The sequence below is a fragment of the Xanthomonas sp. D-36-1 genome (assembly GCF_017746155.1).
In the GTDB taxonomy this organism is placed as follows: Bacteria; Pseudomonadota; Gammaproteobacteria; order Xanthomonadales; family Xanthomonadaceae; genus Xanthomonas; species Xanthomonas cissicola.
Genome location: NZ_JAGHWR010000062.1, coordinates 24322 through 49337 on the forward strand (window position 1 = coordinate 24322; position 25016 = coordinate 49337).

Genomic DNA, 25016 nt, shown 5'->3' on the forward strand with positions numbered 1-25016 from the left:
TCGAGCTGTGCCAGACGAGCGATCGCCTGCGCGGCACCGCTGGCGTCGCCCGCGTCTTCAGCAGTGAACAGTGCCGTCTATACGTCTGCACGCGCCACGCAAACGGGCGGTGATACATGCGACAACCCGCAGGTTGCACCGCCAGAGGACGAGACCTGACGTAACGGCCGCCTACGCTGATGTGGCCTGCCACGCAAGCACAAGGCCAGCGCACGATGCACGCACTGAGGGCCTGCGAATGGCTTCGCGGCGCGGCGTGCGCAGGTTGCTCAGCGGAACGGCATGCCGCCGCGGCCGCCCATGGCGCCCATCATGCCCTTCATGTTGCGCATCAGGCCCTTCATGCCGCCGCCGGCCAGCTTGCCCATCATCTTTTCCATCTGCTGGTACTGCTTCATCAGCTTGTTGACGTCGGCCGGCTGCATGCCCGAACCGCGTGCGATGCGGGCACGGCGCGAGCCGTTGAGCAGCGCCGGGTTGCGCCGCTCTTTCTTGGTCATCGAATTGATGATGGCGATCATGCGCGGCACTTCCTTGCCGGTGACCTGCTGCTTGACGTTGTCCGGGATCTGGCCCATGCCTGGCAGCTTGTCCATCAGCCCATGGATACCGCCCATGTTCTGCATCTGCTCGAGCTGTTCCTTCATGTCGTTGAGGTCGAACTTCTTGCCCTTGGCGACCTTGGCCGCAAGCTTGGCGGCCTTTTCCTGGTCGACGCTGTGCTCGACCTGCTCCACCAGCGACAGCACGTCGCCCATGTCCAGGATGCGGCTGGCGACGCGGTCGGGATGGAACACATCCAGGCCGTCGGTCTTTTCGCCGGTACCGACGAACTTGATCGGCTTGCCGGTGATGTAGCGCACGCTCAGTGCGGCACCGCCGCGGGCGTCGCCGTCGGTCTTGGTCAGCACCACGCCGGTCAGCGGCAGCGCCTCGCCGAAGGCCTTGGCGGTGTTGGCCGCGTCCTGGCCGGTCATGGCATCGACCACGAACAGGGTTTCGGTGGGGTTGACCGCGGCGTGCAGCGTCTTGATCTCGTCCATCATCGCCGCATCGATCGCCAGGCGACCGGCGGTATCGACCAGCAGCACGTCGACGAAGGACTTGCGCGCATCGCTGATGGCGGCACGCACGATGTCGACCGGCTTCTGCGACGCATCGGAGGCGAAGAACAGCACCCCGACCTGTTCGGCCAGGGTCTTGAGCTGCTCGATCGCGGCCGGGCGATAGATGTCGGCCGAGACCACCATGACCTTTTTCTTGCGCTTTTCTTTCAGGTGCTTGGCGAGCTTGCCGACCGTGGTGGTCTTGCCTGCACCCTGCAGGCCCGCCATCAGGACGATGGCCGGCGCCGGCACGTTGAGGTTGAGGTCGGTTGCGGCCGCGCCCATGACGGCGGTGAGCTCGTCGCGTACCACCTTGATCAGCGCCTGGCCCGGGGTCAGCGACTTGAGCACTTCCTGACCGACTGCGCGCACCTTGATGCGCTCGATCAGCGCCTGCACCACCGGCAGCGCGACGTCGGCCTCGAGCAGGGCGATGCGCACTTCGCGGGTGGCTTCGCGGATGTTCTCCTCGGTCAGGCGGCCGCGGCCGCGCAGGCGCTCCATGGTGCCGGAGAGACGTTGGGTAAGAGACTCGAACATGCGCAAAGGACCGCGGAGGGGAAACGGGTGCCGATTATAGCGGCACCGGCTGGCGGCCTGCCCCGGCGCCCGGCCGGCCCACCCCGGCAACGTAGCCCGTGGAAATTCTTCGAACGCGCTGCGACGCGGGCAATCCCCCTGGACCACCACCGCAACTAGCAAAAAACGGCAGCAAGGCCAGCAACAGGCGCTCTACTGCGGTGCCCCCCCCGCTTCATCAGGCGCGCCCCCGCTGCGAGGTCCCGCCCACCTGCCTGCCAGCAAACACCCAAGCGACTCGCAGCCCAGGCTTCTCCGATTCCCGATTTCCGACTCCCCAATCCCCAATCCCCGTCCCACCATGCGAAACTTCCACGATGACAATCGTTCTCATCGCGTTCGCCCTGTATCTGCTGGCCACGGCGCTGCTCACCCGGGCGGTGTTGCGCGATGGCAACCAGTCGCCTGCGCGCTGGCTGGCGCCCGCATTGGCTGCAGTGGCGTTGCACGCCGGTTACCACGTGCTGGTGGCCGTGCGCACCGCGGGCGGGCCGGACATGCACTTCTTCGCGGCACTGTCGTTATGCGGGCTGGGCATGGCTGCGCTGACGGCGGTGTTCGGTGGCCGCGGACGGATGGCGGCAGTGGGTGTGGTGGTGTTCCCGCTTTCGGCGATCCTGTTGGCCAGCTACCACGCCTACGGCCACGAGCCCAGCGCGGATCTGGGCTGGCGACTCGAATTGCACGCGTGGCTGGCCTTGCTGGCCTACGCCACGCTGGGCATCGCAGCGCTGCTGGCAATCATGCTGTGGCTGCAGGAACGCGCGCTGCGGCGGCGCGATTTCCATAGCTGGCTGCGCGCACTGCCACCGCTGACCGAGCTGGAAACGCTGCTGTTCCGCACGATCACGGTGGGCTTTGTGCTGTTGAGCCTGACCCTGCTGACCGGCCTGTTGTTCGTGCAGGACTTCCTGGCGCAGCGGCTGTTGCAAAAGACCGTGCTCAGCATCCTGTCGTGGATCGTGTTCGGTGCGCTGCTGATCGGCCGCTGGCGCAATGGCTGGCGCGGCACCAAGGCGGTGCACTGGACGCTGACCGCGATGGCGCTGCTGGTGCTGTCGTTCTTCGGCAGCAAGTTCGTCATCGAGCTGGTGCTGGGGCCGCGTTGAGCGCATTGGGCGCACGCGTGCGCTGGCCCCGCGCGCATCGATCGATCTTGTGCGGCCTGCGACGGGCATAGAGCCGCACCAGGTCACTGGCAACCCAGGCCTACGGCAACTGAAGGTCTGGCAACTTCAGAACTGACACTGCGACCAGCGGCACTGGGTCGCGCCCGCACGACGCAGCCCAGCTAACCCCTCAGCGCTGAAATCCCTCACGCATCCAGCGCGGCGGGCACGACGTCCCAGGGCTGGCCCGGCCCCGCGTTGGCAAAGCGATAGCTGATACGGCGGCGATAGGTCTCGCCCGGCCGCAGGATGGTCGAAGGAAAGCTGGGGTGATTGGGGGCGTCCGGATAATCCTGCGGCTCCAGGCATATGCCACGGCCCAGCCCGGGATGGTGGGCATCCAGATGTTGGCCTTCGTACACCTGCACCGCCGGGGCATCGCTGCTGATGCGCAGCGCCACGCCACTGTGCGGGGAGTACAGCTCGGCAACGCAGTCCGCGTCGGCGGCCAGCACCAGACACTGGTCATAGCCCTTGCCGAGGACGATCTGGGGATGCGCCGTGTCGGTATTGTCGGCCAGCGCGGCAGGCTGGCGGAAATCGAATGGCGTACCGGTCACCGATGCGATCTCGCCCGTGGGGATCGACTCGGCATCCACCGGCAGGTAGCGATCGGCCGGCACGCGCAGCACCTGCGCTGCGGCCCGCAGCTGCGGGTCGCCGGACAGATTGAAATACGGGTGATGGGTAAGATTCAACGCAGTCGCGGCATCGCAGCGCGCTTCGAAGTCCAGCTGCAGGCTCAGCCCGTGAAGCTGCAGGCGCGCACGCACGTGCAGATTGCCGGGGTAGCCCTCTTCGCCATCGGGTGAGTCGTAGCCCAGCAGCACCTGGTCCGGCGCCTGCTCCAGCACGCTCCACACCCGTCGCCCGAAGCCGCGCAGCCCGCCGTGCAACTGGTTACGCCCTTCATTGGCGGCCAGCACGTGGGTGACGCCCTCCAGGGTGTAACGCGCACCGGCGATGCGGTTGCCGAAGCGGCCCACCAGAATGTTGAGGCTGTCGCCGTCGGCAGCATAGGCGGGTAGATCCGGCAGGTTCAGCACCAGCGGCACCACACCCTGTGCGGTGATCAACTGCAGCGTATGCAGGATGCCGCCATAGGTGAGCACTTCCGCTTCCAGACCAGCCTCGCTGCGTAGCGTGAGCGCGTGGATCTCGAAACCGTCTGGCAACTGCCCGAACACTCGCTGCATGGATGGTCCTGCCGATGAGATGGCCCGCGAGCATAGCCGCATGCGGTGGCTGCCGACCATGCTGCTGCGCACATCCTGGCAGGCGAGGCGATTGCGGCGGCGAAGCGACTGCCGCGCCCGCCTGCAACGGCCGCGCTGCAGCAATACAAAGGGCGGCCACCGGCACTACGCTAGCAGCGCGTTTCCCATCGCAGCAGCACCCACCCGACCATCGACCAGCACAGGAGCACCGACCCGATGCAGTGGATTTCCCCCGCGTTGCAGGCATCGCGCAGGCAGCTGTTGAACGCCGTTTTCGTCGCCGCCTCGATTGCCAGCGTGCCGGCCAGCTTCGCTGCCGAGGTCAAGGTCAAGGTCAAGGTCAAGGTCAACGGCACGTTGCGCGTGGACCAGCCCGGCGCGCAGGTGTCGCGGCAGCTGTTCGGCCAATTCGCCGAGCATCTGGGTACCGGCATCTATGGTGGCGTGTGGGTGGGCGAGGAGTCGCCGATTCCCAACACGCGCGGCTATCGCAACGACGTGGTCGCCGCACTGAAAGCCATTGCCGTCCCCAACATCCGCTGGCCCGGAGGTTGCTTCGCCGACGAGTATCACTGGCGCGATGGCGTCGGCACGCCGGCCAAGCGCCCGATCCGGGTCAACACGCACTGGGGCGGTGTGGAAGAGTCCAACCGTTTCGGCACACACGAGTTCATGGACTTTACCGAACTGCTCGGCACCCAGGCCTATATCGCCGGGAACGTGGGCGATGCTGCGCCGGAGGAGATCGCGCAGTGGGCCGAATACATGACCGCGCCGACACGCTCGAGCCTGGCCAACGAGCGCCGCGCCAATGGCCGCGATGCGCCCTGGCAGGTCCCCTACTTCGGTGTGGGCAACGAGTTATGGGGCTGCGGCGGCAATATGCGCGTGGAGTACGCAGCCGATGTGTTTCGCCGCTACCAGACCTTCGTCAAGTCGCCGGCCAACCAGAAGATTCTCAAGATCGCGCCTGGCCCAAGCGACGACGACTATCACTGGACCGAAGTGATGATGCGCGAGGCCACCAAGTTCATGGATGGGCTGAGCATGCACTACTACACTATTCCCGGTGGCTGGCCGCCGCGCGCGTCTTCGACCACGTTCGACGAAGCCGCGTGGATCCAGACCTTGTCGCGCACCCTGGTGATGGACGAGCTGATCACCAAGCACAGCGCGATCATGGACAAGTACGACCCAGCCAAGAAAGTGGCTCTGGTCGTGGACGAATGGGGCACCTGGTATGCGCCATTGCCAGGCACCAATCCCGGTTTCCTGCAGCAGCAAAACAGCCTGCGCGACGCGCTGGTGGCGTCTCTCAACTTCGACATCTTCAGCCAGCATGCCGAGCGCGTGCGCATGGCCAACATCGCGCAGATGGTCAATGTGCTGCAGGCGATGATCCTTACCGATGGCGACAAGATGGTGCTGACGCCGACCTACCACGTGTTCGCGCTTTACAAGCCCTACCAGGACGCCACCCACCTGCCGCTGCAATTGCAGACACCGCAATACCGTCATGGCGACACGCAGGTGCCGGCAGTACACGGCTCGGCGGTCAAGGCAAAAGATGGCGATGTGTATGTCGCACTGACCAATCTGGACGCGACCGCGTCGGCGACTGTGAGCGTGCAGGTGGAAGGGTTGCCGCTGCGTGCGGTGGAGGGACAGATCCTGACCGCACCGGCGATCGCCACGTACAACACCTATGCGCAGCCACAGGCCGTTGCGCCAGTGACATTCAAGGGCGCACGTGTCCAGGGCAAGACAGTGAAGGTGGCGCTGCCGGCGCATTCGATCGTGATGCTCAAGCTGCAATGAGCGATCGGATGCAATGCACAGGGCCTACGTGCCGGGCACAGCCAGCCGTGTGGGCACCGTGTTGCCTCGTTCGGACGCGCCTTGCAAGGGGGGCGCGATCGTTGCATTTCTCATGTGCCTGGCGGTCACGTCGCCATGCCGGCGCGACCACAGGTTCAAGGCGCGTACCGGATGCGTATCGCATTGCACGGCGATGCGCCATTTCTAAAGGCAGATGTTGTTGAGGCTCGGGTTTCGGAGTTGAAAGCACTGGACTGCAATCACTCGCCAAGACGTGTGCCGGCGCATCAAAAGCATGCGGCATCTATCGTGCACAGACACGTCGATGCGCACTGGGCACGCGCACCACAGGCCACAACGGCCTTGCAACCGCTTGCAAGCGAGTTCGGCTGAGGCGGCCGCGGCGTCGCTTGTCCGGACATGCAATCGGCATTGGGGAAGGCACACCTCCTCGATGCGCCGCGCCACTGGCTGCTGCCGCGCAACATGGCGCCGACAGGGTTTGCGACCGGCATCATGCCAATGATTGATTATTCCGGAATGAACACCACGAATCTGAAGCACGCACGACATTTTCTTTGACACCCAGGCAGCCGCTGCTCAGCGTCGCCCCTCCACGGATTTGATTCGGTACCAGGAGAGGCTCGCAATGAACACACTACGCGCTGTGACTGTGCAGTTCGCGGTTCTGCTTGGCGTCGCGCTTACAACGAGCGCGAGTGCGCAGACGCTGGTATGGGAAGACAACTTCAACGGGCCTGCCGTCGACGGTACCAAATGGACCTACGACGTCGGCAACGGATGCCAGATCGGCTTGTGCGGCTGGGGCAACGGCGAGATGCAGTACTACACCAGCCGCACCGAGAATGCGCGGATCGAAAACGGCAGGTTGGTGATCGAAGCACGCCGCGAAGCCTTCGGCGGCATGCCGTTCACTTCAGCACGGCTCAAGACCGAAGGCCGCATGCACTTCACGTACGGCACGCTGGAGGCACGCATCAAAACGCCGGTGGTGGGCAACGGTTTGTGGCCGGCGTACTGGATGCTCGGCACCATCGGCGTGTGGCCGGGCCGCGGCGAAATCGACCTCATGGAGGCCGGCATGGCCGCCGCGATCGCCAATGGCACCGCGAACCGCCGCATCGGCGCGGCGGTGCACTGGGACTACAACGGGTCGCAGGCCGATTACGACACCAGCTACACCAGTCCGGTGAATCTGCATGACGATTTTCATGTGTACCGATTGACCTGGGACCCGCAATTCATTCGCGTCTCGATCGACGGGCAGCAATACTTCGAATTTGCGATTTCCAACATCGAAGGCGCTTCCTTGCATGAATTCCATCAGCAGCAGTATCTGTTGCTCAACCTGGCGGTGGGCGGCACCTTCACTGGCGTGACCTCGCCTGCTGCGGTGACGGCCCCGCTTCCTGGCAAGATGGAGGTCGATTACATCCGCCTGTATCAGAACCCAGGGTCGCAGTTGTACGTCGGCACGCAACATGCCGTGCCCGCGGGCCGGTTCGGGGTGTTTACCGAACAGGCCGACACCAGTGCACGGCTGACCTTCGGCCAGGATGCCGAGTTGTATCTGTGGAACAATCTCACCCCGATTGCGCAGGCGCCATTCGAAGGCGGCAGTGTCATGGCCTACCGCGCCAACGCCGGCGCATGGTTTGGATTGGGCATCCAGAGCGACTACCGCAATCTCGCTGCGTATGCTGGCGGTGCAGTGAAACTGCACGTCAAGACCACCACGCCGTCGACATTCAAGATCGGTATCAACACCAGCTTCGGCGATAGCTGGGTGGATTTTGCCGCTGGCGGCAACCAGTACGGACTGGTGCGCGATGGCGCCTGGCACGAGGTGAGCATCCCGTTCAGTGCCTTCTACGATCTGGATCTGCAGGCGGTCAAACAGCCCTTCATGCTGGTGGCCGATCCACCGGCTGCACCGGTGGAGATCACCATCGACAAGGTGTACTACCAGAGCCGTTGAGGCCGCGCGCCCAGCCAACGTCTACGCGTTGGCTGGGGTGCTCTTGAGCATGTCGATGAGCTGACGCAGGCGGTACGGTTTGGGCAGGAAATCGACCTGAGCCGGCAACGGCGGCAACTGCGCCTTGGCAAACCCCGAGGCCAGAATCACGCGCGCCTGCGGCAGCAGTTGCGCCACCTGCTCGCTCAGTTCGATGCCCGACATGCCGTTGGGCATGCGGATATCGCTGAACACCACGTCGTACGGGCCGCTGTCGCGCACCATGCGCAGCGCGCTGTGACCATCATCGGCGGTGTCGACGCTGATGCCGGCATCACGCAGCGCTTCGCCGATCAATTCGCGCAGTTCTTCTTGGTCTTCCACCATCAGCAGGCGAAGGGATTCAGTCATGCTCGGCCTCCTCGACGGCCGGGAGAAACACGGTGACGGTAGTGCCGCGTCCAGGTGCGGTCTCAAGCTCGACGAAGCCACCGGACTGGGATGCGAAACCATAGACCTGGCTCAAGCCCAGGCCGGAACCCTTGCCGACATCCTTGGTGGTAAAAAATGGCTCGCTGGCGCGTTGTGCAACGTGCGCGGACATGCCCGGACCATCGTCGCGTACGGCAAGGGCGACGTACAGGCGACGGACGCCTTGTGGGCTTGACGGTTCGGATCGTTGCGCAGCAGAAGTGAGCAACGCGATGCTGCCGCCAGAAGGCATCGCATCGCAACTATTGAAGACCAGATTGAGCAACGCCGCCTCCAGCTGACCAGGGTCGACGCGCACATGCGGCAGTGCGTCGGCAAACTGCAACGACAAGCTCACACCCGGCGGACAGGCACGCCGCAACAGTTCGAGCGAACGGTTCACGATGTCGTTGACCGGGTGGCGCTCAGGATTCAACTGTTGACCGCGCGCGAAAGCGAGCAGTTGCCGCGTCAGCAAGGTGCCGCGATCCACCGCAGTTTGCGCCACCTCGATCAACATGCGGGTGCGCGCGTCCTCGCCTGCGCGCAGCGCAATCAGATCCAGGCTGGTCACCATCACCGTGAGCAGGTTGTTGAAATCGTGGGCCATGCCCAGCGTCAACCGACCCAAGGCTTCGACCTTCTGCGATTGCAGCAACGCCTGCTGCGCCTGTTGCAGCAAATGCTGCGCCTCACGACGCTCGGTCAGATCGCGAGTGACTTTTGCAAACCCCACCAGCACGCCGAATTCCAGCACCGGCTCGATCACCACGCTGGCCCAGAACCGGCTGCCGTCCTTGCGCAAGCGCCAACCTTCGGCAGCGAAGCGCCCTTCCCGCTTGGCGATTTCCAGATTGCGGCTGGGTTCGTCGTGTTGCGCATCCTCGGGCAGGTAGAACCGCGAGAAATGCGTGCCCAGTACGTCGCTTGCGCTGTAGCCCTTGATGCGCTCGCCGCCGGGGTTCCAGCTGCGAATATACCCACCGACATCGAGCATGTAGATCGCATAATCGGACACGCTCTGCACCAACAGCTGACACTGCCGGCTGTCGTAAGAAAGCGGCCCCGCGCTGTCGACGGCCGTGTCCGCATCCATCGCGCGATGATTCCCCCAGAAAAGCGCGGGACCATATTGATAGCTGCGTGAAGGCTGCGTGCAAGCCAACCCGGCAGCAAAAAGCGTCAAATTCCCGGCGATTTGTGCGTGAAAGTTATCGGCTACCATGACCGCCCTTCCAGTTCGGTCCACGCACCTTATGCAAACCATCTCGACCACACGCGACCGCTGGATTTGGGTCATCGCGGGGGCCTTGATGGCTGGAACGCTGGGCATGGAACTGGTGACTCCGCTGGGGTATGCGGTGTGGCTGACCTACTTCGTGGCAGTGGGCGTGACCGTGTTTCAGAACCGCCCGCAGGTGCCGCTCATCGTGGGCGTGCTGTCGTGTGTCTTGCTTGCGATTGGTTTTCAGCTCGCGCCACCGAGCACGAATTCGAGTTTTTCCTCGGTCAATCGCAGCATTGGCGGCGTGTCGTTCCTGGCAATGGCGTTGGTGGTGATGCAGGCGATCCGCGCACGCCGGCAGGCCGAATTGGCACTGTGGCTGCAGCAGGCAGAAAACACGGTCGAGGCCAGTTTGCGCGGCGATCAGGCGCCGCAGGAGCTGGCCGACGCGGCGGTGCGCGCACTGTGCCAGACGCTGGATGCGCAGGTCGGTGCGCTCTATCGCATCGAGGGCGACCGTCTGCGACTCACGGGTGGTGCGGCATTGCCGCCCGATCTGCCGCAGACGCTGCCGACCTCTGCCGGCCAGCTCGGCGAGGTGCTGCAACGTGGCACAGTGCGTCGCATCCGCGGCATGGACGCCGGTCATCTGCAGATTGCCTCCGGGCTGGGCCAGAGCAGCTGCCAGGAGTTGCTGCTGGCGCCGATCACTGCCGACGACCGGGTGATCGGCATCATCGAGCTCGGGCGCGTGACCGACCCACGCACCGCCGGCTCGCGCGAAGAAGAACTGCTGGCACGCTGCGGCGAGAACATCGGCCTGGCACTGCGCACCGCATTGCTGCGCGCGCAACTGGTGGCCTTGCTGGAAGAAACCCAGCGACAGAGCGAGGAACTGCAGACCCAGCAGGAAGAGCTGCGCGTGGCCAACGAGGAACTCGAAGAACAGAGCCGTAGCCTGCAGCAGTCGCAAAGCGACCTGGAAGTGCAGCAGGCAGAACTAGAACAGACCAACGTGCAGCTGGAAGAGCGCACCCAGGCACTGGAAGCGCAGAAGCAGGCCTTGTTGATCGCGCAGAATCAGCTGGTGCGCAATAGCAACGAATTGTCCACTGCATCGCGCTACAAGTCGGAATTTCTGGCCAACATGTCGCACGAGTTGCGCACGCCGCTCAACAGCGCCTTGATCCTGGCCAAGCTGCTGGCCGACAACAAGGACGGCACGCTCAGCGCCGAGCAGGTGAAGTATGCGCAGGCGATCCTGTCGTCCAACAACGACCTGCTGGCGCTGATCAACGACATCCTGGACCTGTCCAAGATCGAAGCCGGGCACGTGGAGTTGGCCGACGAAACGGTCGTCACCGGTTCGGTGCTGCAACGCCTGCGCGAAACCTTCGAACCGCTGGCACGACAGAAGGGCCTGGCATTGGAGATCACGGCAGCTGCCGGTGCGCCGGCACAGTTGGTCGTCGACAACCAGCGCCTGCAGCAGATCCTCAAGAACCTGTTGGCCAACGCCATCAAGTTCACCGAACACGGCAAGGTCGGCTTGACGGTCCAGGCGCATGCGCCTGGCCGTGTGCGCTTCGCGGTGACCGATACCGGCATCGGCATCGCGCGCGAACAGAGCGAGGTGATCTTCGAAGCGTTCCGTCAGGCCGATGGCAGCACGCGCCGCCGCTATGGCGGTACCGGGTTGGGTTTGTCGATTTCGCGCGACCTGGCGCAACGCATGGGCGGCGGCATCAGTGTGGACAGCGAGCCGGGGCGCGGCAGCTGCTTTACGCTGGAATTGCCGACCGATGGCGCACCTGCGGAGGTGATCAGCCCTGCCGATGCAGCTGCAAACGCCGCCGCGGCCGCGGTCCCGGCGTCTGCAGCCCACGTGCAACAACGCAATGGCAGCACGCTGGGTGCGCAATCCGGCGCACCTGCCCTTGCGGCGGCCCACATGGTGCCAGTGCCGATCGCCTCGCCCAATGCTGAACCGATCCAGCGTGCCGACGACGATCGCGACCAACGCAGCCGCCCAGGCCGGCTGATCCTGGCGGTGGAAGACGACACCCGCTTTGCGCAAGCGCTGGTGGAACTTGCCCACGAACTGGATTTCGATTGCGTGGTGGCCCCCAACGCAGAAGAAGCCCTGCGCCTGGCCGCTGAGCTGCGCCCCAGCGGCATCCTGCTCGACATCGGCTTGCCGGATGCGTCCGGTCTGAGCGTGCTCGAACGCCTCAAGCGCGATCCGGCCACACGCCATGTGCCTGTCCACGTGGTGTCCGCGTTGGAACGCAGCCAGATTGCGCTGGAGCTTGGTGCGGTTGGCTACCTGATCAAGCCGGCCACACGCGAACTGCTGGCCGGTGCGATCCGCCAGCTGGAAGAAACCAACGCACGCGCAGTGCGTCGTTTGTTGATCGTCGAAGACGACAGCGCCTTGCGCGCGAACCTGCAATTGCTGCTGGCGCGCGACCAACTGGACATCGTGGCGGTCGGCAGCATTGCCGAGGCGATGGATCAGCTGGCAGGATCCACCTTCGATTGCATGGTCACCGATCTGGCCTTGCCCGACGGCAGCGGCTACGACCTGCTCGAACGCATGGCCGGCAACGACGCGGTCGCCTTCCCTCCCGTGATCGTCTACACCGGGCGCGCACTGACCCGCGACGAAGAGCAAGGCCTGCGCCGGTATTCCAAGAGCATCATCATCAAGGGCGTGCGCTCGCCGGAGCGCCTGCTCGATGAGGTGACGCTGTTCCTGCACAGCGTGGAAGCCTCGTTGCCCAGCGATCAGCAGCGCCTGCTGCGCGAAGCACGCCGCCGCGACGCGGTGCTGGACGGCGCCACCGTGTTGCTGGCCGAAGACGATGTGCGCAACATCTTTGCGCTGTCCAGCGTGCTCGAACCGCTGGGCGTCACGCTGCAGATCGCACGCAATGGCCGCGAGGCGCTGGAGCACCTGGCCAAGCACGAGGTGGACCTGGTCCTGATGGACATCATGATGCCGGAGATGGATGGCATCACCGCGATGCGGCAGATCCGAGCCAATCGTCAATGGCAGGATCTGCCCATCATCGCGCTGACCGCCAAGGCCATGGCCGACGACCGCGAACGTTGCCTGGAAGCCGGCGCCAACGACTACATCGCCAAGCCCATCGACGTGGACAAGCTGGTCTCGCTCTGCCGCGTATGGTGCTCGCGGCAATGAACCCGGTAGAGCTGTTCGACCTGGAACTGCGCGTGCTGCTGGAAGCGGTGTTCCAGCGCTACCACTACGACTTCCGCGACTATGCGGTGTCCTCGTTGCGACGGCGCATGCGCCACGCAATGGCGCGTTTCGACTGCGCGCGCGTGGCCGATCTACAGCACCGTCTGCTGCACGAGCCGGACACCTTCGCGCAGGCAATGCAGTTCTTCACCGTACAGGTCTCGGAAATGTTCCGTGACCCGGCATATTTCCGCGTCCTGCGCGAGCATGCGGTGCCGGTGTTGCGCACCTATCCCTCGATCAAGCTCTGGGTGGCAGGCTGCAGTACCGGCGAAGAAGTCTGGTCCCTGGCCATCCTGCTGCACGAAGAAGGCCTGTTGGAAAAGGCGGTGATCTACGCCACCGACATCAACCCCGAAGCGCTGAGCATGGCCGAAGCCGGCGCCTATGGCATCGATCGTATCGCGCAGTTCAGCCGTAACTATCTGGACGCCGGTGGCCGCACTTCGCTGTCGGACTACTACACCACCGCTTACGACGGTGCGGTGTTCGACCGGCGCCTGAAACGCAATATCGTTTTCGCCGACCACAGCCTGGCGACCGACACGGTGTTTTCCGAAGTCCACCTGGTGTCGTGCCGCAACGTGCTGATCTATTTCAACCGCAGCTTGCAGGATCGTGCGGTGGGGTTGTTCTACGACGCATTGGTGCATCGCGGCTTTCTCGGGTTGGGCAGCAAGGAGTCGCTGCAGTTCGGCGCGCACGCGCAGGCCTTCGAAGCCTGCGCGCGCGAGCAGCGGCTGTATCGGAAAGCCGCATGAGCTACGCGTCTGCAGCACAGCGTTTCGATGCGATCGTGATCGGTGCATCCGCCGGTGGCGTGATGGCCCTGCAGGCGTTGTTGTCCGGGCTGCCGGCAGATTTGCCGATGCCGGTGTTGGTCGTGCTGCATCTGCCGCGCGACCGCCCCAGCCACATCGCCGAGCTGATGGACGCGCGCTGCGCGCTGCCGGTGCGCGAGGCCGAAGACAAGCAGCCGCTGCTGCCCGGCACCGTCACCATCGCCCCGCCCGACTACCACCTGCTGGTGGAAAACCGCCAGAGCCTGGCGTTGTCGATGGATGCCCCGGTGTTGTTTTCGCGCCCGGCGATCGACCTGCTGTTCGAATCGGCTGCCGATGTCTTCGGCGAACGCCTGCTGGCAATCCTGCTCACCGGTGCCAGCAGCGACGGCAGCGCCGGTATGGCCGCGGTGCGTGCTGTGGGCGGCACGGCCTGGATCCAGCGCCCCGATGACGCCGCCGCGTCGCTGATGCCCGCCTCCGCTCTCGCTCACGCCGGCGCCGATGCGGTGCTGACCTTGCAAGCCATCTGCACCCGACTGGAAGCCTTTCACGCATGAACCTTACCGCGACCGGCCTGGCTGCAAGCAGCGACGACACCGAATCGACCAAGATCCTGATCGTGGACGATGTGCCGCAGAATCTGGTGGCCATGGAAGCGCTGCTGCAACGCGACGGCATCCGCGTGCTGTGCGCCGCCTCCGGTGCGCAGGCGCTGGAACTACTGCTCGAACACGACGTGGCATTGGCGCTGCTGGACGTGCACATGCCGGAAATGGACGGGTTTTCGCTGGCGGAATTGATGCGCGGTTCGCAGCGCACCCGGCATGTGCCGATCATTTTCCTGACCGCCTCGCCGAACGATCCGATGCGCGCCTTCCAGGGTTACGAAACCGGCGCCGTGGATTTTCTGCACAAGCCGATCGAGCCGCACGTCATCCTGAGCAAGGTCAACGTGTTCATCGAGTTGTATCAGCAGCGGCGGCTGCTCAAGGCGAGAAATGCTTCGCTCGAACGCGCGCTCAAGCTCAACGAGACCATGATGGCCGTGCTCACCCACGACCTGCGCACACCGCTGTCGGTGATCCTGCTGTGCGCCGACAAACTCGGCCTGGATGTCGATGCGGACAGCTCGGCTGCGCGCACGCTGGAACACCTGGAAAACAGCGCGCACCGCATGTCGCGCATGGTCGAGCAATTACTGGATTTTTCGCGCCTGCGCACCGATGGTTTGCCGATGCAGTTCGGCCCATGCAACCTGGGCGAGGTGGTGCACAGCGTGGTGGGCGAAGTGGCGCAGGCCAATCCGCACACCACGATCGACCTGCGCACCGAGGGCGATCTGGATGGCGATGGCGACGGCGACCGGTTGGCGCAGGTCGTGTCCAATCTGGTCGGCAATGCGGTCCTGCATGGCGGACGCCATCCGGTGCAGGTGCATCTGGATGGCCGTGAACACGACACCCTGCGCCTGTCGGTGCGCAACGCCGGCAGCATTCCCGACAGCCTGATGCCGCGTCTGTTCGAACCGTTCAAGGCCAGCTTCCATGCCAGCCAGGGGCTGGGACTTGGCCTGTTCATCGCCGACCAGTTCGTCAAGGCACACGGCGGTACGCTGCAGGCGCGCAACGAGGACGGCGACGTGGTGTTCGAAGCAAGATTACGCCGCCACAACCTGGCAGCCTGACCGCCGCACTGTAGCGGCGACCGCAATGCCGATGCGCACGCAGCTGTGCGACCAGCGCATCTTGGCCGATGCACTTGCCGCGGCCTTCAGCAAACGTGCTCGCAGGGCGCTGCCATCGATCGAGGCACAGCAGATCCGCGGCCGCCGCACCAGCGAGCCCGACAGGCAGGGCCTGGCAGTGCGCCTGACAGCCCAGGTGACAGCCAGCTCAAGCAGTGCCGTTGCACCCCATGCACCGTATGCTCGTGCGGCCGGCGCGCTGGATGCACGCTCCTGCCCCACTGCTCTCCAGTTATTGGTCGTACCGAATATCCCTTCTTGGTCATCCTCACGTGCACACCGTGCAGCCCATCTGCGGAGGTGGTTATGTCGTATATCGATGGTTTTGTGCTTGCCGTCCCCACGGCCAACAAAGAAGCCTTTATCGCGCATGCCCGCATGGGCGATGCGGTCATCATGGAGTACGGGGCCCTGCGGGTGGTGGAGTGTTGGGGTGACGATGTCCAAGCGGGGCAATGGACCGACTTCTATCGCGCAGTGGATGCCACCGCCGAAGAGACCGTGGTGTTTTCCTGGATCGAATGGCCGGACAAGGCCACCCGGGATGAAGGCATGCGCAAGATGATGGAAGACCCTCGCATGGACCCGTCGGTCAATCCGATGCCGTTCGATGGCAAGCGCATGGTCTACGGTGGCTTCGTGCCGATCGTGGCGCTGGGCCAATCGGCTTGAGCGATGCAGTGCGCGGTGGCCCGCGGGACGTTGGCCAGGCATGCGCAGGCTGGTACTGCCGCTGACGTTCGGCACGGAATCGTCTGTGGTGATCGCTACACTGGCGGCATGCAGCATGCGCCGCCAGCGATGGCTAGAGATAGCGCAGGCAACGCCGCCGACTGGAAACCCACATGACCGACGCACCGCTACTGATCGCCTGTCCGAGTTGTGCTGCGATGAACCGTATTGCGCCCACGCGCCTGCGCGATGCACCCAACTGCGGCAGCTGCCACAAGCCGCTGTTCCTGGGGACGCCGGTGGCCTTGTCGGCTGCAGATTTCGACAAGCATGCGGTGCGCAGCGCATTGCCGCTGGTGGTGGATTTCTGGGCGCCCTGGTGCGGGCCATGCCTGAGCATGGCGCCGCAATTTGCCGCAGCCGCCGCAGCATTGGAACCGCAGGTACGCCTGGCCAAGGTGGATACCGACCTGCATCTGGCGCTGGGCACGCGCTTTGGCATCCGCAGCATTCCCACCTTGCTGGTCATCCAGGGTGGACACGAACTGGGCCGTCATTCCGGCGCGGTGAGCAGCACGCAAATCGTCAACTGGGTGCGCTCTGTCCTGAGCAAGCGGTGACGCAATACGAAGGCCCGCTGCGCATGCACGCAGCGGGCCTGCCCACCTGCAGGAAACATCACTGCGGCGCAGACGCCGCAGTGACTGCAATCAGGCGATCAACCCGTCACTGCCAGTTGACGTTGACCGACATCCCGACCACACGCGGCTCGTTGTAGACCGCGGCCATGTAGTTTTCGATCACGCCCTTGAGGTTCTTTTCGTTGGTGATGTTGCGTGCGAACGCCGCCACTTCCCACGCACCGTAGCCACCGGTGTAACCCAGCTTGAGGCCACCTTCGAAATTGCCGTCGGAGCGGAATTCGGTGGAGTCGTACAGCACGAAGCTGGTCTGGCCCTGCTTGTTCCAGTCGGTGGACACGAAGAACGCGCCGTCGTTGCCTACCGGGATGTCGTAGCGCGCGGCCAGGTTGAGGTTGTACTTGGGCGCGTTGGGCAGCGGGTTGCCGTCGATCTGGGCAAAGGTGTTGGCACCTACGCGAATGGTCGGGTCGTTGACCGTGCACACCACCACGCCATTGAGCGCGCAGGCCTGGGCGTAGACGCGCTTGTCGTGGATTTCGCTATGCAACAGGCTCAGGCCTGCGGTGATCGACAGGTTGGAGATCGGGCGCCAGTCCAGATCCGCTTCCATGCCGTAGGCCTTGGCCTTGTCGGCATTGAACAGCACGCCATTGCCGTCCGAGTCGTTGCCGTTGAGCTGGATATCGTCGACCGTGTAGGTGAAGCCGCTGACATTCAGGCGCAGACGGTTCTCGAACAGGCTGCTCTTGATGCCGGCTTCCCAGGACAGGATGGTTTCCGAATCGGCAGTGGTGAAAGCGGAATTGAACACCGCGCTGCGGCCCTGGATGGTGGGGCCACGGAAACCGCGCGCCACACGCGCATACACGCTCAACTGCGGATCGATCTCATACATCGCGCTCAGATCCCAGCTGGGCTGGGTATCGGACATGCGTACATCGCGCCGGCCGCGGTAGGTCACCACACCGGCCGCGGTGTCGGCGGTCTTCAGCAGGCGGGTTTCCTTGGTGTCCTTGGTCTGGCGGATGCCGGCGGTCAGCGTCAGCGCGTCGGTCGCCTTGTAGCTGAGCTGACCGAAGCCGGCCCACGAGGTATTGGTATTGCGCAGGCGCACCCAATTGTTGGGGTTGCGCGCGGCAGTCTGCAGGAAATAGGCACGCTGATAGAAATCGGTGGTGTCGCGGCCATCGAAATAGAACGCGCCCACCTGCCACTGCAGGGCATCGTCGCCTTCGCTGGCCAGGCGCAATTCCTGCGTGTACTGGTCCAGGTCGCGGATCTGTCCCATCGACTGGCCAAAGCCGTTCGGCACGCCGTTGACAGGATAATTGGCGGCAGCACCGCCATCGGTGTCGCCACGGCTGTAGCCGGAGGTGGTTTCGTAGGCGGTGATGGAGGTCAGCGACACACCACCGAAGTCGTAAATCGCCTTGAGCGAGCCGCCATCGGTTTGATACGCCTGCGGGTTGTCGTGCCCCTCATCAAAGGCCACGCGATCGCGCGGCACGTCCACCTTGTCGCTGCCACGCGTGATCGCATTGCGCAGGAACAACGTGGATGTGCCGTCGTAATCGCGCGTGTGCACCGAGCCCAGCAGCGAAAACGCATCGTTGGGCTTGAGCAAGACCTGCAAGCGCGCATTGCGGTCGTTGTAACCGCCCATCGCGTCCTTGCGCGGCGTGCGCGTGCCGTCGGCGCTGCTACCGGCAAAGGTGTTGTCCACCCAATCGTCGCGGTGCTGATACAACGCGGACACACGGAACGACAGCACATCGTTGATCGGGCCGCCGAAGCCGCCATCCAGCGAGATGGTGTTGTAGCTGCCGTAGCTGGCGTTGACGCGACCGGTATAGGTGTCGCTGGGCTTGACCGTATCGAATTTGACGATGCCGGCGGTGGTGTTGCGGCCGAACAGCGTGCCTTGCGGGCCACGCAGCACTTCGACCTGATCTACGTCATAGACCGGATTGGATTTGAGCACGACATGCTCCAGCACCACATCGTCCTGGATGATGGACACCGGCTGCGAGGCACCCAGGTAGAAATCGATATTGCCCAGGCCACGGATATAGAAACGCGGGAAGATGCGCCCGGTGGTGGTTTCGGCGTAGAAGCCCGGCACGCGGCCGGAAAGCGCCAGCAGCGTGTCGTCGCCGCCAGCGGTGTAGTCGCGCATCGCTGCGCCCTGCACCACGCCGACCGAGACCGGCACGTCCTGCAGGTTCTGCTCGCGGTGCTCGGCGGTGACGGTGACCGTGTCCAGCGCGGTGGGGCTGGCTTCGCCCTGGGCCGCCGGCGCTTGCTGCGCAGACGCGGTTGCCGCCAACGAGGCTAGCAACAGGCCCGCGCAGGCACGCGCGAGCGGCGTGCGCTGCAAGGCGGTGCGGCGGCGCGCAGCGACCTGTGCAATAGCGGACACCGGCGACGAAAAGACAGGCGAGTACAACGGCATGCGGATTGATCCTAGAGAGTGATGCGAGGTGATGACACAGCGTCGAAGCCATTCGGCATGGCATGCCTGCTGGTGGCGCCGCGTGGCGCCGCGTGGCGCCGCGTGGCGCCGCGTGGCGCCGCGCGCACGATATGTCAGCAATGTTGCAGCGAAGTGGCAGCGCCCGATCACCACACGCCGCCACGCGCGTGCAGGCATGCCATCACGCAGCGCTGGCATTGCAAAACGTCATGCCACGCCGCCCTGCGTGCTGTCATGCTGGTGTCGTACTGGCGTTGCGCCAGGGCATGGCACACGGGGATCTCTTGAAACGACTCGCATGGATGGCCGGCCTGCTGGCCGCATTGAGCTGTCGGCTGGCACAAGCCGGCACCGCGTTGATCACGCAGATCGATTACCAAGGCGACGATGGTGGCCCCGTACCAACTGCCGCGCAGTACCGCAATCCGGTCGTGGCCGGTTTTCATCCGGACCCGTCGGCGGTGCGCGTCGGCGACGATTTTTATCTGGTGAATTCCAGTTTCGGCTACTTTCCCGGCCTGCCGGTCTTCAAGAGCAGCGACCTGGTGCACTGGAACCAGATCGGCAACGCGATCGACCGTCCAACCCAGATCAACTACGGCAACGACGAACTGACCCGCGGCCTGTTTGCCGCCAGCATCAGCCACCACGCCGGCACCTTCTATATCGCCAACACCTGTTTTTACTGCGATGGCGGCAATTTCCTGATCACCGCCACCGATCCTGCCGGGCCGTGGTCGGACCCGATCTGGCTGGACGCCAAGGGCATCGATCCCTCGCTGTTTTTCGATGACGATGGCAGCGCCTGGCTGGTCAACAACGACGTGCCCGCAGGCAAGATGCGCTACGACGGGCACCGCGCCATCTGGCTGCAGCAGCTGGATCTGGCCAGCATGACGTTGGTCGGCACCCGTCAGGTGATCGTGGATTCCGGCTTCACGCCGGCGACCAATCCCGAACACATCGAAGGCCCGCATCTGTTCCGCCGCGATGGCCACTACTACCTCACCGCGGCCGAAGGCGGCACCGGCGAGCAGCATGCGCAGATGATCTACCGCAGCCGCCAGATCACCGGGCCATACGAGACCTGGAGCGGCAATCCGGTGCTCACCCAACGCGACCTGGACCCGTCTCGCACTGCGCCGATCACCTCGGCCGGGCATGCGCAGTTCATCGAACTCAAGGACGGTACATGGTGGGCGGTGTTCCTCGCGACGCGCCCTTACCGCGGCAATCACTACAACCTGGGCCGGGAAACCTTCCTGTTGCCGGTGCAATGGCGCGATGGCTGGCCGGTGGTGCTGCCGCATGGCGCCGCAGTCCCTGCAGTGGCCGCGCGCCCACCGTTGCCGGCGGGCGTGCAGACCCTGCCGACCACCGGGCCGATGCAGTGGAGCGAACGCTTCCAGGATGCGCGCGTGCCGATGCAATGGATGACCATCCACCCCCCAACGACGCCGTGGTATCAGCCCGGCACGCAAGGTTTGCGCGTGACTCCGGCGAAGGTTGCGCTGGGCGATATCGGCCGTGGTCCGCCGGCCTATCTGGGTCATCGCCTGCAGCACCATCACGCCACCTTGGTCGCCAGCGTGGATGGCAGCGCGCTGTCACCAGGCGAACAGGCCGGTCTGGCGATCGTGGCCAAGGAGAGCAACTTCCTGGCAGCGATGCTGGTGCGCGAGGACAGCGGCGCTGCGGTGGTGCTGTATCGCCGCGCCGGATCGCAACAGCCCGGCACCGGCACCGAGCTGGCACGCGCGCCCCTGCCCGATGCCACGCAACCGGTGACACTGCGCTTTGCGCTGGATGCCGCACGCGTGCACGTGGATTACGCCGTCGGCCAGGGGCAGTGGCAGAGGCTGCTCGAACAGGGCGATGCAAGTGTGCTCAGCACCGAGTCGGCCGGCGGTTTTCTTGGCGCCACATTCGGGCCGTACGCGTATGCGCGCTGAGCGGCGTGCAGGAACGGGGCTGCACGCGTGGTGCATGCAGGGCCCCAACGCCGCCCGCACCCGCCCCGCAGCTGCGCATGCATTTCGGCAGCCGCTTTACCGCCCTACGCCCGCGCCAGGACGCTGCTGTCGAGGATCTGCCCCACCGTGTTGAGCAGATCGTTGAGGCTGAAAGGCTTGGGCAGCAAGGCCATGCCTTCTGCGAGAAATTCTTGCCGCGTGGCCGCGTTTTCGGCGTAGCCGGTAATGAACAGAATCGGCAGCCCCGGGCGTAGCATGCGCGCCACATCGGCCATGTCGCGTCCGTTCATGCCGGGCAGGCCGACATCGGAGACCACCAGGTCGATATGCACCTCGGTGCGCAATTGTTCCAGCGCGCCGTTGGCATCCTCGGCTTCGATGACCTGGTAGCCGGCATCGCTGAGCACTTCGCTCACCATCATGCGCACCACGTCGGTGTCGTCTACCAGCAAGATGCGCTCGTTGCGCGTGCGCGGCACGCTGGGCGCCGGTGGCGGCAGCAGCTCGTTTGCCGAGAGCCCACGCGGCAGCAACAACGCCACCGTGGTGCCACGGCCCACGGTGCTGGTGATGCGCGCGGTGCCGCCGGATTGACGTGCGAACCCGTAGGTCATCGACAGACCCAGGCCGGTGCCTTCGCCGATGGGTTTGGTGGTGAAAAACGGCTCGAACACCTGGTCGAGAATGGCCGCCTCGATTCCGCTCCCGTTGTCGATCACCTTCACCGCGACATAGTCGCCGTCGTCCAGTTCCGGATCGTTGTGTGCGGTGTAGGTCGCACTCTGGATGCGGATGGTGCCCTGTCCTTTCAATGCGTCGCGCGCATTGATGACCAGGTTGAGCACCACGTTTTCGAGCTGGTTGGCATCAGCAATGGCCACCAGCGGCGTGGATGCAAGCTCCAGCTCCAGCGCGATGTTTTCGCCGATCGAGCGCTGCAGCATGTCTTCCAGCGAACGCACGCGGGTGTTGACGTCGAACGGTTGCGCGTCCAGCGATTGCTTGCGTGCGAACGCCAGCATGCGCTGGGTCAGCGCGGCGGCGCGGTGCGCCGAGCCGGTGGCGATCTCGGCCAGGCGCGGCACCCGTTCGATGCGGTTGGATTCCACTGCAAGCTGGATCATGTCCAGCCCGGAGATGATGCTGGTCAGCAGGTTGTTGAAGTCGTGCGCGATGCCACCGGTGAGCTTGCCCAGCGCTTCCATCTTTTGCGCCTGCAGCAGCTGGATTTCGGTGTGCTGGCGCTGCGCGATCTGATGCGCGAGCTCGCTGGTGGCGGTATCCAGCTCCTGGCGCTGCTCGCGCTCGCGCAGGCGCTGCTCGGTGACGTCTTCCACCAGCAACAGCCCCAGATCCGGCTCGCGGTAGGGCGACACCCGCCATTCGGTTTCGCAGAGCTTGCCATCGCGCAGCAGCGACAAGGTGCCGCTCCAGCGCTCGCGCTGCGCCAACGCGGTGGTCAGGGCATGCACGGCGGCGGCCTGATCCAGCCCGGCGGCATGGATCGCGGCCCCGGGCGTAGCGCTCCCGATCAAACGCTGGAACGCGGCATTGGCCTCGTGCATGTGCAGGTTGGCATCCACGACCGCGATTGGCGCGCTGATGTGCTCGAAGATTTCGCGGAAACGCGCCTCGCTGATCCGCAGCGCGTCCTCGGCGCGACGTGCGCGCAGCAGGGTGCGCAACGTGGCCAGCAATACGTTGGGGTCGACCGGATGGATCAGATAGGCGTCGGCGCCGGCATCCAGCCCGGTGATCATGTCGCCGGTGGCGATCGAGGCCGCCGAGACATGCACCACCGGCAGCAAGGCGGTGCGCGGCTCGGCACGCAGCGTACGCACGATATCGAAGCCGCTCATGTCCGGCAGGTTGACGTCCAGCACCACCGCAGAAAACGTCTGCGCGGCCAGTTTGGCAAGACCCTCGGTCCCGGTGCCGGCCTCTTCGACCACGAACTGATGGTGTTCGAGCACGCGCCGCACCGAATAACGCGTCACAGCGTTGTCGTCGACGACCAGAATGTGGTGCTTACTGCCCACGTGTCTCCTCCGCTGCCAGGGTCACCGGCAGCACCACATAAAATTCAGAACCCTGCCCGACCACGCTGTTGATCCCCACCCGGCCGCCCAGCAATTCGGCGAACCGTTTGCAGATCGACAACCCCAGGCCGGTGCCGGTCAAGCGTTTTTGCAGCGGCGAGTCCACCTGTACGAAATCTTCGAACAAGGCCTCGTGAAGCTCGGCCGGAATGCCGATGCCGGTGTCCTGCACGCCAAAGCGTACATGGCTGTCGCCTTCCAGCTGCGCAAACACGCGCACCTGCCCCTGCGGGGTGAACTTGAGCGCATTGGATATGAAATTGCGCAGGATCTGCGCCAGCTTCTTGTCGTCGGTGTAGAGCATCGGCAGTACCGGCGGATCCTCGAAGATCAGCGTGGTGCTGCCCACATCGGTGAGCGGCCGGAACATGCCGCGCAGCGCCGCGAACAGGTCCATCAGGTCGAACCAGCCCGGCGAGATGGTGATGCGCCCGGCCTCGATCTTGGCCAGGTCCAGCAGGTCGTCCACCATCTCGGTGAGCTCGCGCGCCGAACCGCTGACAAAGCGCACCTGCTTGAGCTGCTCGGCGTTGAGCGGCCCGTCCATGCCGTCCTCCAGCAGCCGGGTGATGCTCAGGATCGAGCCTAGCGGGGTCCGGAATTCGTGGCTCATGTACGACAGAAAGCGGCTCTTGAGTTCGGACACGTCGCGCAGCTGTTCGGCCTGCTGGTCGAGCTCGGCATACAAGGCCAGCACGCCCTGATTGGTTTCTTCCAGCTCTTCGCGCAAGGCCTGGTTCTGCTGGCGCAGGCTTTCAAGTTCGGCCATCTCGGCTGCCGGCATATCGGTGGTTGAATTCATTGCATGCCTCCCAAGCGCATGACGAACACACAGCAATCGTCGCGGCCGCGCGCGTAGTCGCGTGCCAGCACTGCGGCAATGATGCGTGGATGGCGCGACAGCAGGCCCGGGTGATCGCGCAGGGTCCAGCGCGATTGCAGGCCGTCGCTGTGCATGACCAGCAACTTGCCGGCGGCGTGTGGAAAGTCGAACGGTTGCGCCTTGCGGAACTGGACCCCGACGATGCCCGGGTGCGAGGGCATGCCGCGCGCACCGTCGCCATCGCACAACGAGGCGACGATATTGCCCACCCCGGCAAAGCGCACCTGGCCGCTGCCGGGATCGAACTGCATGACCGCCGCCGCACCACCGCGCGTCCCGCTCATGCCGGCATGCAGGCGCGCGATGCGTTCGCCGGGCTCGCCACGGGCCAATGCCGCAGCGCGCGTGCCGGCATCGGCTGCATCGGCCGCGCCCGCTCCGTGGCCCAGGCCGTCGATCACGCTCACGGTCACGCCTTGCGCGTCGATCCCCAAATGCCAGCCATCGCCGCAGACCGTTTCGTTCTGCAGCGGCACACGCAACGCGCCATAGGGCAGATCGGGCATGCTGTCGGCATCGGCGTACACGCGTGCCAGGACCACGGCCCCCCTGACATCGGAATAGGCGTCCAGCAGAGCGGCATGTCGCTGCACCGTGCCCAGGCCATTGCCAGGCGTGCTGCCGGTGGAGTAGCCGTCCGGCAGACAATCGGCCAGCACGAATCCGCGCCCCTGATCGAGCGTGCACAACTCGATGCCCAGGCCATCGCGGCCGGCGACGCTGCACAGCTGCATCTGCCCGCCACCGGCATGGTTGAGCAGGTTGGTGCACAACTCGGTCGCCACCAGGGCCACGCGCCCGCAGCCGTCTTCATCGAAACCGCAGGCCTGTGCAAGCGCCACCGCTTCGCGGCGCACCTGCCCGACCTGGGTACCCTCTTCGACGCGGATCACCTGGGTGAGCGCGCCGGTCATG

Annotated in this window: 19 protein-coding genes; 11 read left to right on the plus strand and 8 right to left on the minus strand. The window is 64.8% G+C overall.

The features are described from left to right. Positions 1-269: 269 nt before the first annotated feature. Positions 270-1646, minus strand: a complete 1377-nt coding sequence (ffh, locus tag J7367_RS16435) for a signal recognition particle protein (RefSeq protein WP_057662599.1) — start codon at positions 1644-1646, stop codon at positions 270-272. Between the two features lie 356 nt (positions 1647-2002). Here ffh and ccsA point away from each other — a divergent pair, with 356 nt between their 5' ends. Then, a complete protein-coding gene (gene ccsA, locus J7367_RS16440) occupies positions 2003-2794 on the plus strand; it encodes a cytochrome c biogenesis protein CcsA (protein ID WP_022559829.1) in 792 nt (263 codons plus the stop codon). 206 nt (positions 2795-3000) lie between these two features. On the opposite strand, the gene J7367_RS16445 is transcribed toward ccsA, so the two are convergent. After that, positions 3001-4050, minus strand: coding sequence for an aldose epimerase family protein (locus J7367_RS16445; RefSeq protein ID WP_057662602.1), 1050 nt, complete (start codon positions 4048-4050; stop codon positions 3001-3003). Positions 4051-4287: 237 nt separating this feature from the next. On the opposite strand from J7367_RS16445, the gene J7367_RS16450 reads away from it, so the two are divergent. From J7367_RS16450 to J7367_RS16460, 3 genes are all read left to right on the plus strand, one after another. Then, a complete protein-coding gene (locus J7367_RS16450) occupies positions 4288-5889 on the plus strand; it encodes an alpha-L-arabinofuranosidase C-terminal domain-containing protein (RefSeq protein ID WP_057662605.1) in 1602 nt (533 codons plus the stop codon). Positions 5890-6309: 420 nt separating this feature from the next. Beyond that, positions 6310-6471 carry a hypothetical protein gene (locus tag J7367_RS16455; RefSeq protein ID WP_164673375.1) on the plus strand — a complete coding sequence of 54 codons (162 nt, stop codon included), beginning with the start codon at positions 6310-6312 and terminating at the stop codon, positions 6469-6471. Between the two features lie 67 nt (positions 6472-6538). After that, complete coding sequence (locus J7367_RS16460; protein WP_057662608.1) at positions 6539-7888, plus strand: glycoside hydrolase family 16 protein; 1350 nt, start codon at positions 6539-6541, stop codon at positions 7886-7888. 21 nt (positions 7889-7909) lie between these two features. Here the strand turns inward: J7367_RS16460 and J7367_RS16465 are convergent, their stop codons facing one another. Next, positions 7910-8278: a response regulator gene (locus tag J7367_RS16465; protein ID WP_007967477.1), complete on the minus strand. Its 369-nt coding sequence runs from the start codon at positions 8276-8278 to the stop codon at positions 7910-7912. Further along, entirely contained in the window at positions 8271-9434 is a 1164-nt protein-coding gene (locus J7367_RS16470; protein WP_007971643.1) for a PAS domain-containing sensor histidine kinase, read from the minus strand. The genes J7367_RS16465 and J7367_RS16470 overlap by 8 nt, the downstream gene beginning before the upstream one ends. Before the next feature lie 160 nt (positions 9435-9594). Between J7367_RS16470 and J7367_RS16475 the strand changes: the two genes are divergently transcribed. From J7367_RS16475 to trxC, 6 genes are all read left to right on the plus strand, one after another. Further along, entirely contained in the window at positions 9595-12768 is a 3174-nt protein-coding gene (locus J7367_RS16475) for a response regulator (protein ID WP_057662611.1), read from the plus strand. Continuing rightward, a complete protein-coding gene (locus J7367_RS16480; protein WP_026006954.1) occupies positions 12741-13589 on the plus strand; it encodes a CheR family methyltransferase in 849 nt (282 codons plus the stop codon). The genes J7367_RS16475 and J7367_RS16480 overlap by 28 nt, the downstream gene beginning before the upstream one ends. After that, positions 13586-14170 carry a chemotaxis protein CheB gene (locus J7367_RS16485; protein ID WP_022559834.1) on the plus strand — a complete coding sequence of 195 codons (585 nt, stop codon included), beginning with the start codon at positions 13586-13588 and terminating at the stop codon, positions 14168-14170. The genes J7367_RS16480 and J7367_RS16485 overlap by 4 nt, the downstream gene beginning before the upstream one ends. After that, positions 14167-15297 (plus strand): hybrid sensor histidine kinase/response regulator, encoded by a 1131-nt coding sequence (locus J7367_RS16490; protein WP_007967486.1) that lies wholly within the window; start codon positions 14167-14169, stop codon positions 15295-15297. Before J7367_RS16485 ends, J7367_RS16490 begins: the two co-directional genes overlap by 4 nt. Before the next feature lie 366 nt (positions 15298-15663). Beyond that, positions 15664-16029 (plus strand): DUF1428 domain-containing protein, encoded by a 366-nt coding sequence (locus tag J7367_RS16495; protein ID WP_005923552.1) that lies wholly within the window; start codon positions 15664-15666, stop codon positions 16027-16029. Positions 16030-16202: 173 nt separating this feature from the next. Next, entirely contained in the window at positions 16203-16649 is a 447-nt protein-coding gene (gene trxC / locus J7367_RS16500) for a thioredoxin TrxC (protein ID WP_057662614.1), read from the plus strand. 106 nt (positions 16650-16755) lie between these two features. Here trxC and J7367_RS16505 read toward each other — a convergent pair whose 3' ends face one another. Then, positions 16756-19125 carry a TonB-dependent receptor gene (locus J7367_RS16505; protein WP_057662617.1) on the minus strand — a complete coding sequence of 790 codons (2370 nt, stop codon included), beginning with the start codon at positions 19123-19125 and terminating at the stop codon, positions 16756-16758. 323 nt (positions 19126-19448) lie between these two features. On the opposite strand from J7367_RS16505, the gene J7367_RS16510 reads away from it, so the two are divergent. Continuing rightward, on the plus strand, positions 19449-21098 hold the full coding sequence (locus J7367_RS16510; protein ID WP_057662621.1) for a glycoside hydrolase family 43 protein: 1650 nt from the start codon (positions 19449-19451) through the stop codon (positions 21096-21098). A 104-nt stretch (positions 21099-21202) separates the two neighbouring features. On the opposite strand, the gene J7367_RS16515 is transcribed toward J7367_RS16510, so the two are convergent. Genes J7367_RS16515 through J7367_RS16525 form a run of 3 tightly spaced genes read right to left on the minus strand, consistent with a single transcriptional unit; the run spans position 21203 to position 25015 of the window. Next, positions 21203-23158 carry a response regulator gene (locus J7367_RS16515; protein ID WP_057662624.1) on the minus strand — a complete coding sequence of 652 codons (1956 nt, stop codon included), beginning with the start codon at positions 23156-23158 and terminating at the stop codon, positions 21203-21205. Then, the gene (locus J7367_RS16520) at positions 23148-24020 is read right to left on the minus strand and encodes an ATP-binding protein (RefSeq protein ID WP_007971628.1); all 873 of its coding nucleotides are present in this window, start codon (positions 24018-24020) and stop codon (positions 23148-23150) included. Before J7367_RS16520 ends, J7367_RS16515 begins: the two co-directional genes overlap by 11 nt. Beyond that, on the minus strand, positions 24017-25015 hold the full coding sequence (locus J7367_RS16525) for an ATP-binding protein (RefSeq protein WP_081027910.1): 999 nt from the start codon (positions 25013-25015) through the stop codon (positions 24017-24019). Before J7367_RS16525 ends, J7367_RS16520 begins: the two co-directional genes overlap by 4 nt. Position 25016 lies beyond the last annotated feature (1 nt).

Bases quoted from the DNA above. Each gene is read 5' to 3' on its own strand.
- ffh (WP_057662599.1), bottom strand. From the start codon at position 1,646: ATGTTCGAGTCTCTTACCCAACGTCTCTCCGGCACCATGGAGCGCCTG.
- ccsA (WP_022559829.1), top strand. From the start codon at position 2,003: ATGACAATCGTTCTCATCGCGTTCGCCCTGTATCTGCTGGCCACGGCG.
- J7367_RS16445 (WP_057662602.1), bottom strand. From the start codon at position 4,050: ATGCAGCGAGTGTTCGGGCAGTTGCCAGACGGTTTCGAGATCCACGCG.
- J7367_RS16450 (WP_057662605.1), top strand. From the start codon at position 4,288: ATGCAGTGGATTTCCCCCGCGTTGCAGGCATCGCGCAGGCAGCTGTTG.
- J7367_RS16455 (WP_164673375.1), top strand. From the start codon at position 6,310: ATGCAATCGGCATTGGGGAAGGCACACCTCCTCGATGCGCCGCGCCAC.
- J7367_RS16460 (WP_057662608.1), top strand. From the start codon at position 6,539: ATGAACACACTACGCGCTGTGACTGTGCAGTTCGCGGTTCTGCTTGGC.
- J7367_RS16465 (WP_007967477.1), bottom strand. From the start codon at position 8,278: ATGACTGAATCCCTTCGCCTGCTGATGGTGGAAGACCAAGAAGAACTG.
- J7367_RS16470 (WP_007971643.1), bottom strand. From the start codon at position 9,434: ATGGATGCGGACACGGCCGTCGACAGCGCGGGGCCGCTTTCTTACGAC.
- J7367_RS16475 (WP_057662611.1), top strand. From the start codon at position 9,595: ATGCAAACCATCTCGACCACACGCGACCGCTGGATTTGGGTCATCGCG.
- J7367_RS16485 (WP_022559834.1), top strand. From the start codon at position 13,586: ATGAGCTACGCGTCTGCAGCACAGCGTTTCGATGCGATCGTGATCGGT.
- J7367_RS16490 (WP_007967486.1), top strand. From the start codon at position 14,167: ATGAACCTTACCGCGACCGGCCTGGCTGCAAGCAGCGACGACACCGAA.
- J7367_RS16495 (WP_005923552.1), top strand. From the start codon at position 15,664: ATGTCGTATATCGATGGTTTTGTGCTTGCCGTCCCCACGGCCAACAAA.
- trxC (WP_057662614.1), top strand. From the start codon at position 16,203: ATGACCGACGCACCGCTACTGATCGCCTGTCCGAGTTGTGCTGCGATG.
- J7367_RS16505 (WP_057662617.1), bottom strand. From the start codon at position 19,125: ATGCCGTTGTACTCGCCTGTCTTTTCGTCGCCGGTGTCCGCTATTGCA.
- J7367_RS16510 (WP_057662621.1), top strand. From the start codon at position 19,449: ATGGCCGGCCTGCTGGCCGCATTGAGCTGTCGGCTGGCACAAGCCGGC.
- J7367_RS16520 (WP_007971628.1), bottom strand. From the start codon at position 24,020: ATGAATTCAACCACCGATATGCCGGCAGCCGAGATGGCCGAACTTGAA.
- J7367_RS16525 (WP_081027910.1), bottom strand. From the start codon at position 25,015: ATGACCGGCGCGCTCACCCAGGTGATCCGCGTCGAAGAGGGTACCCAG.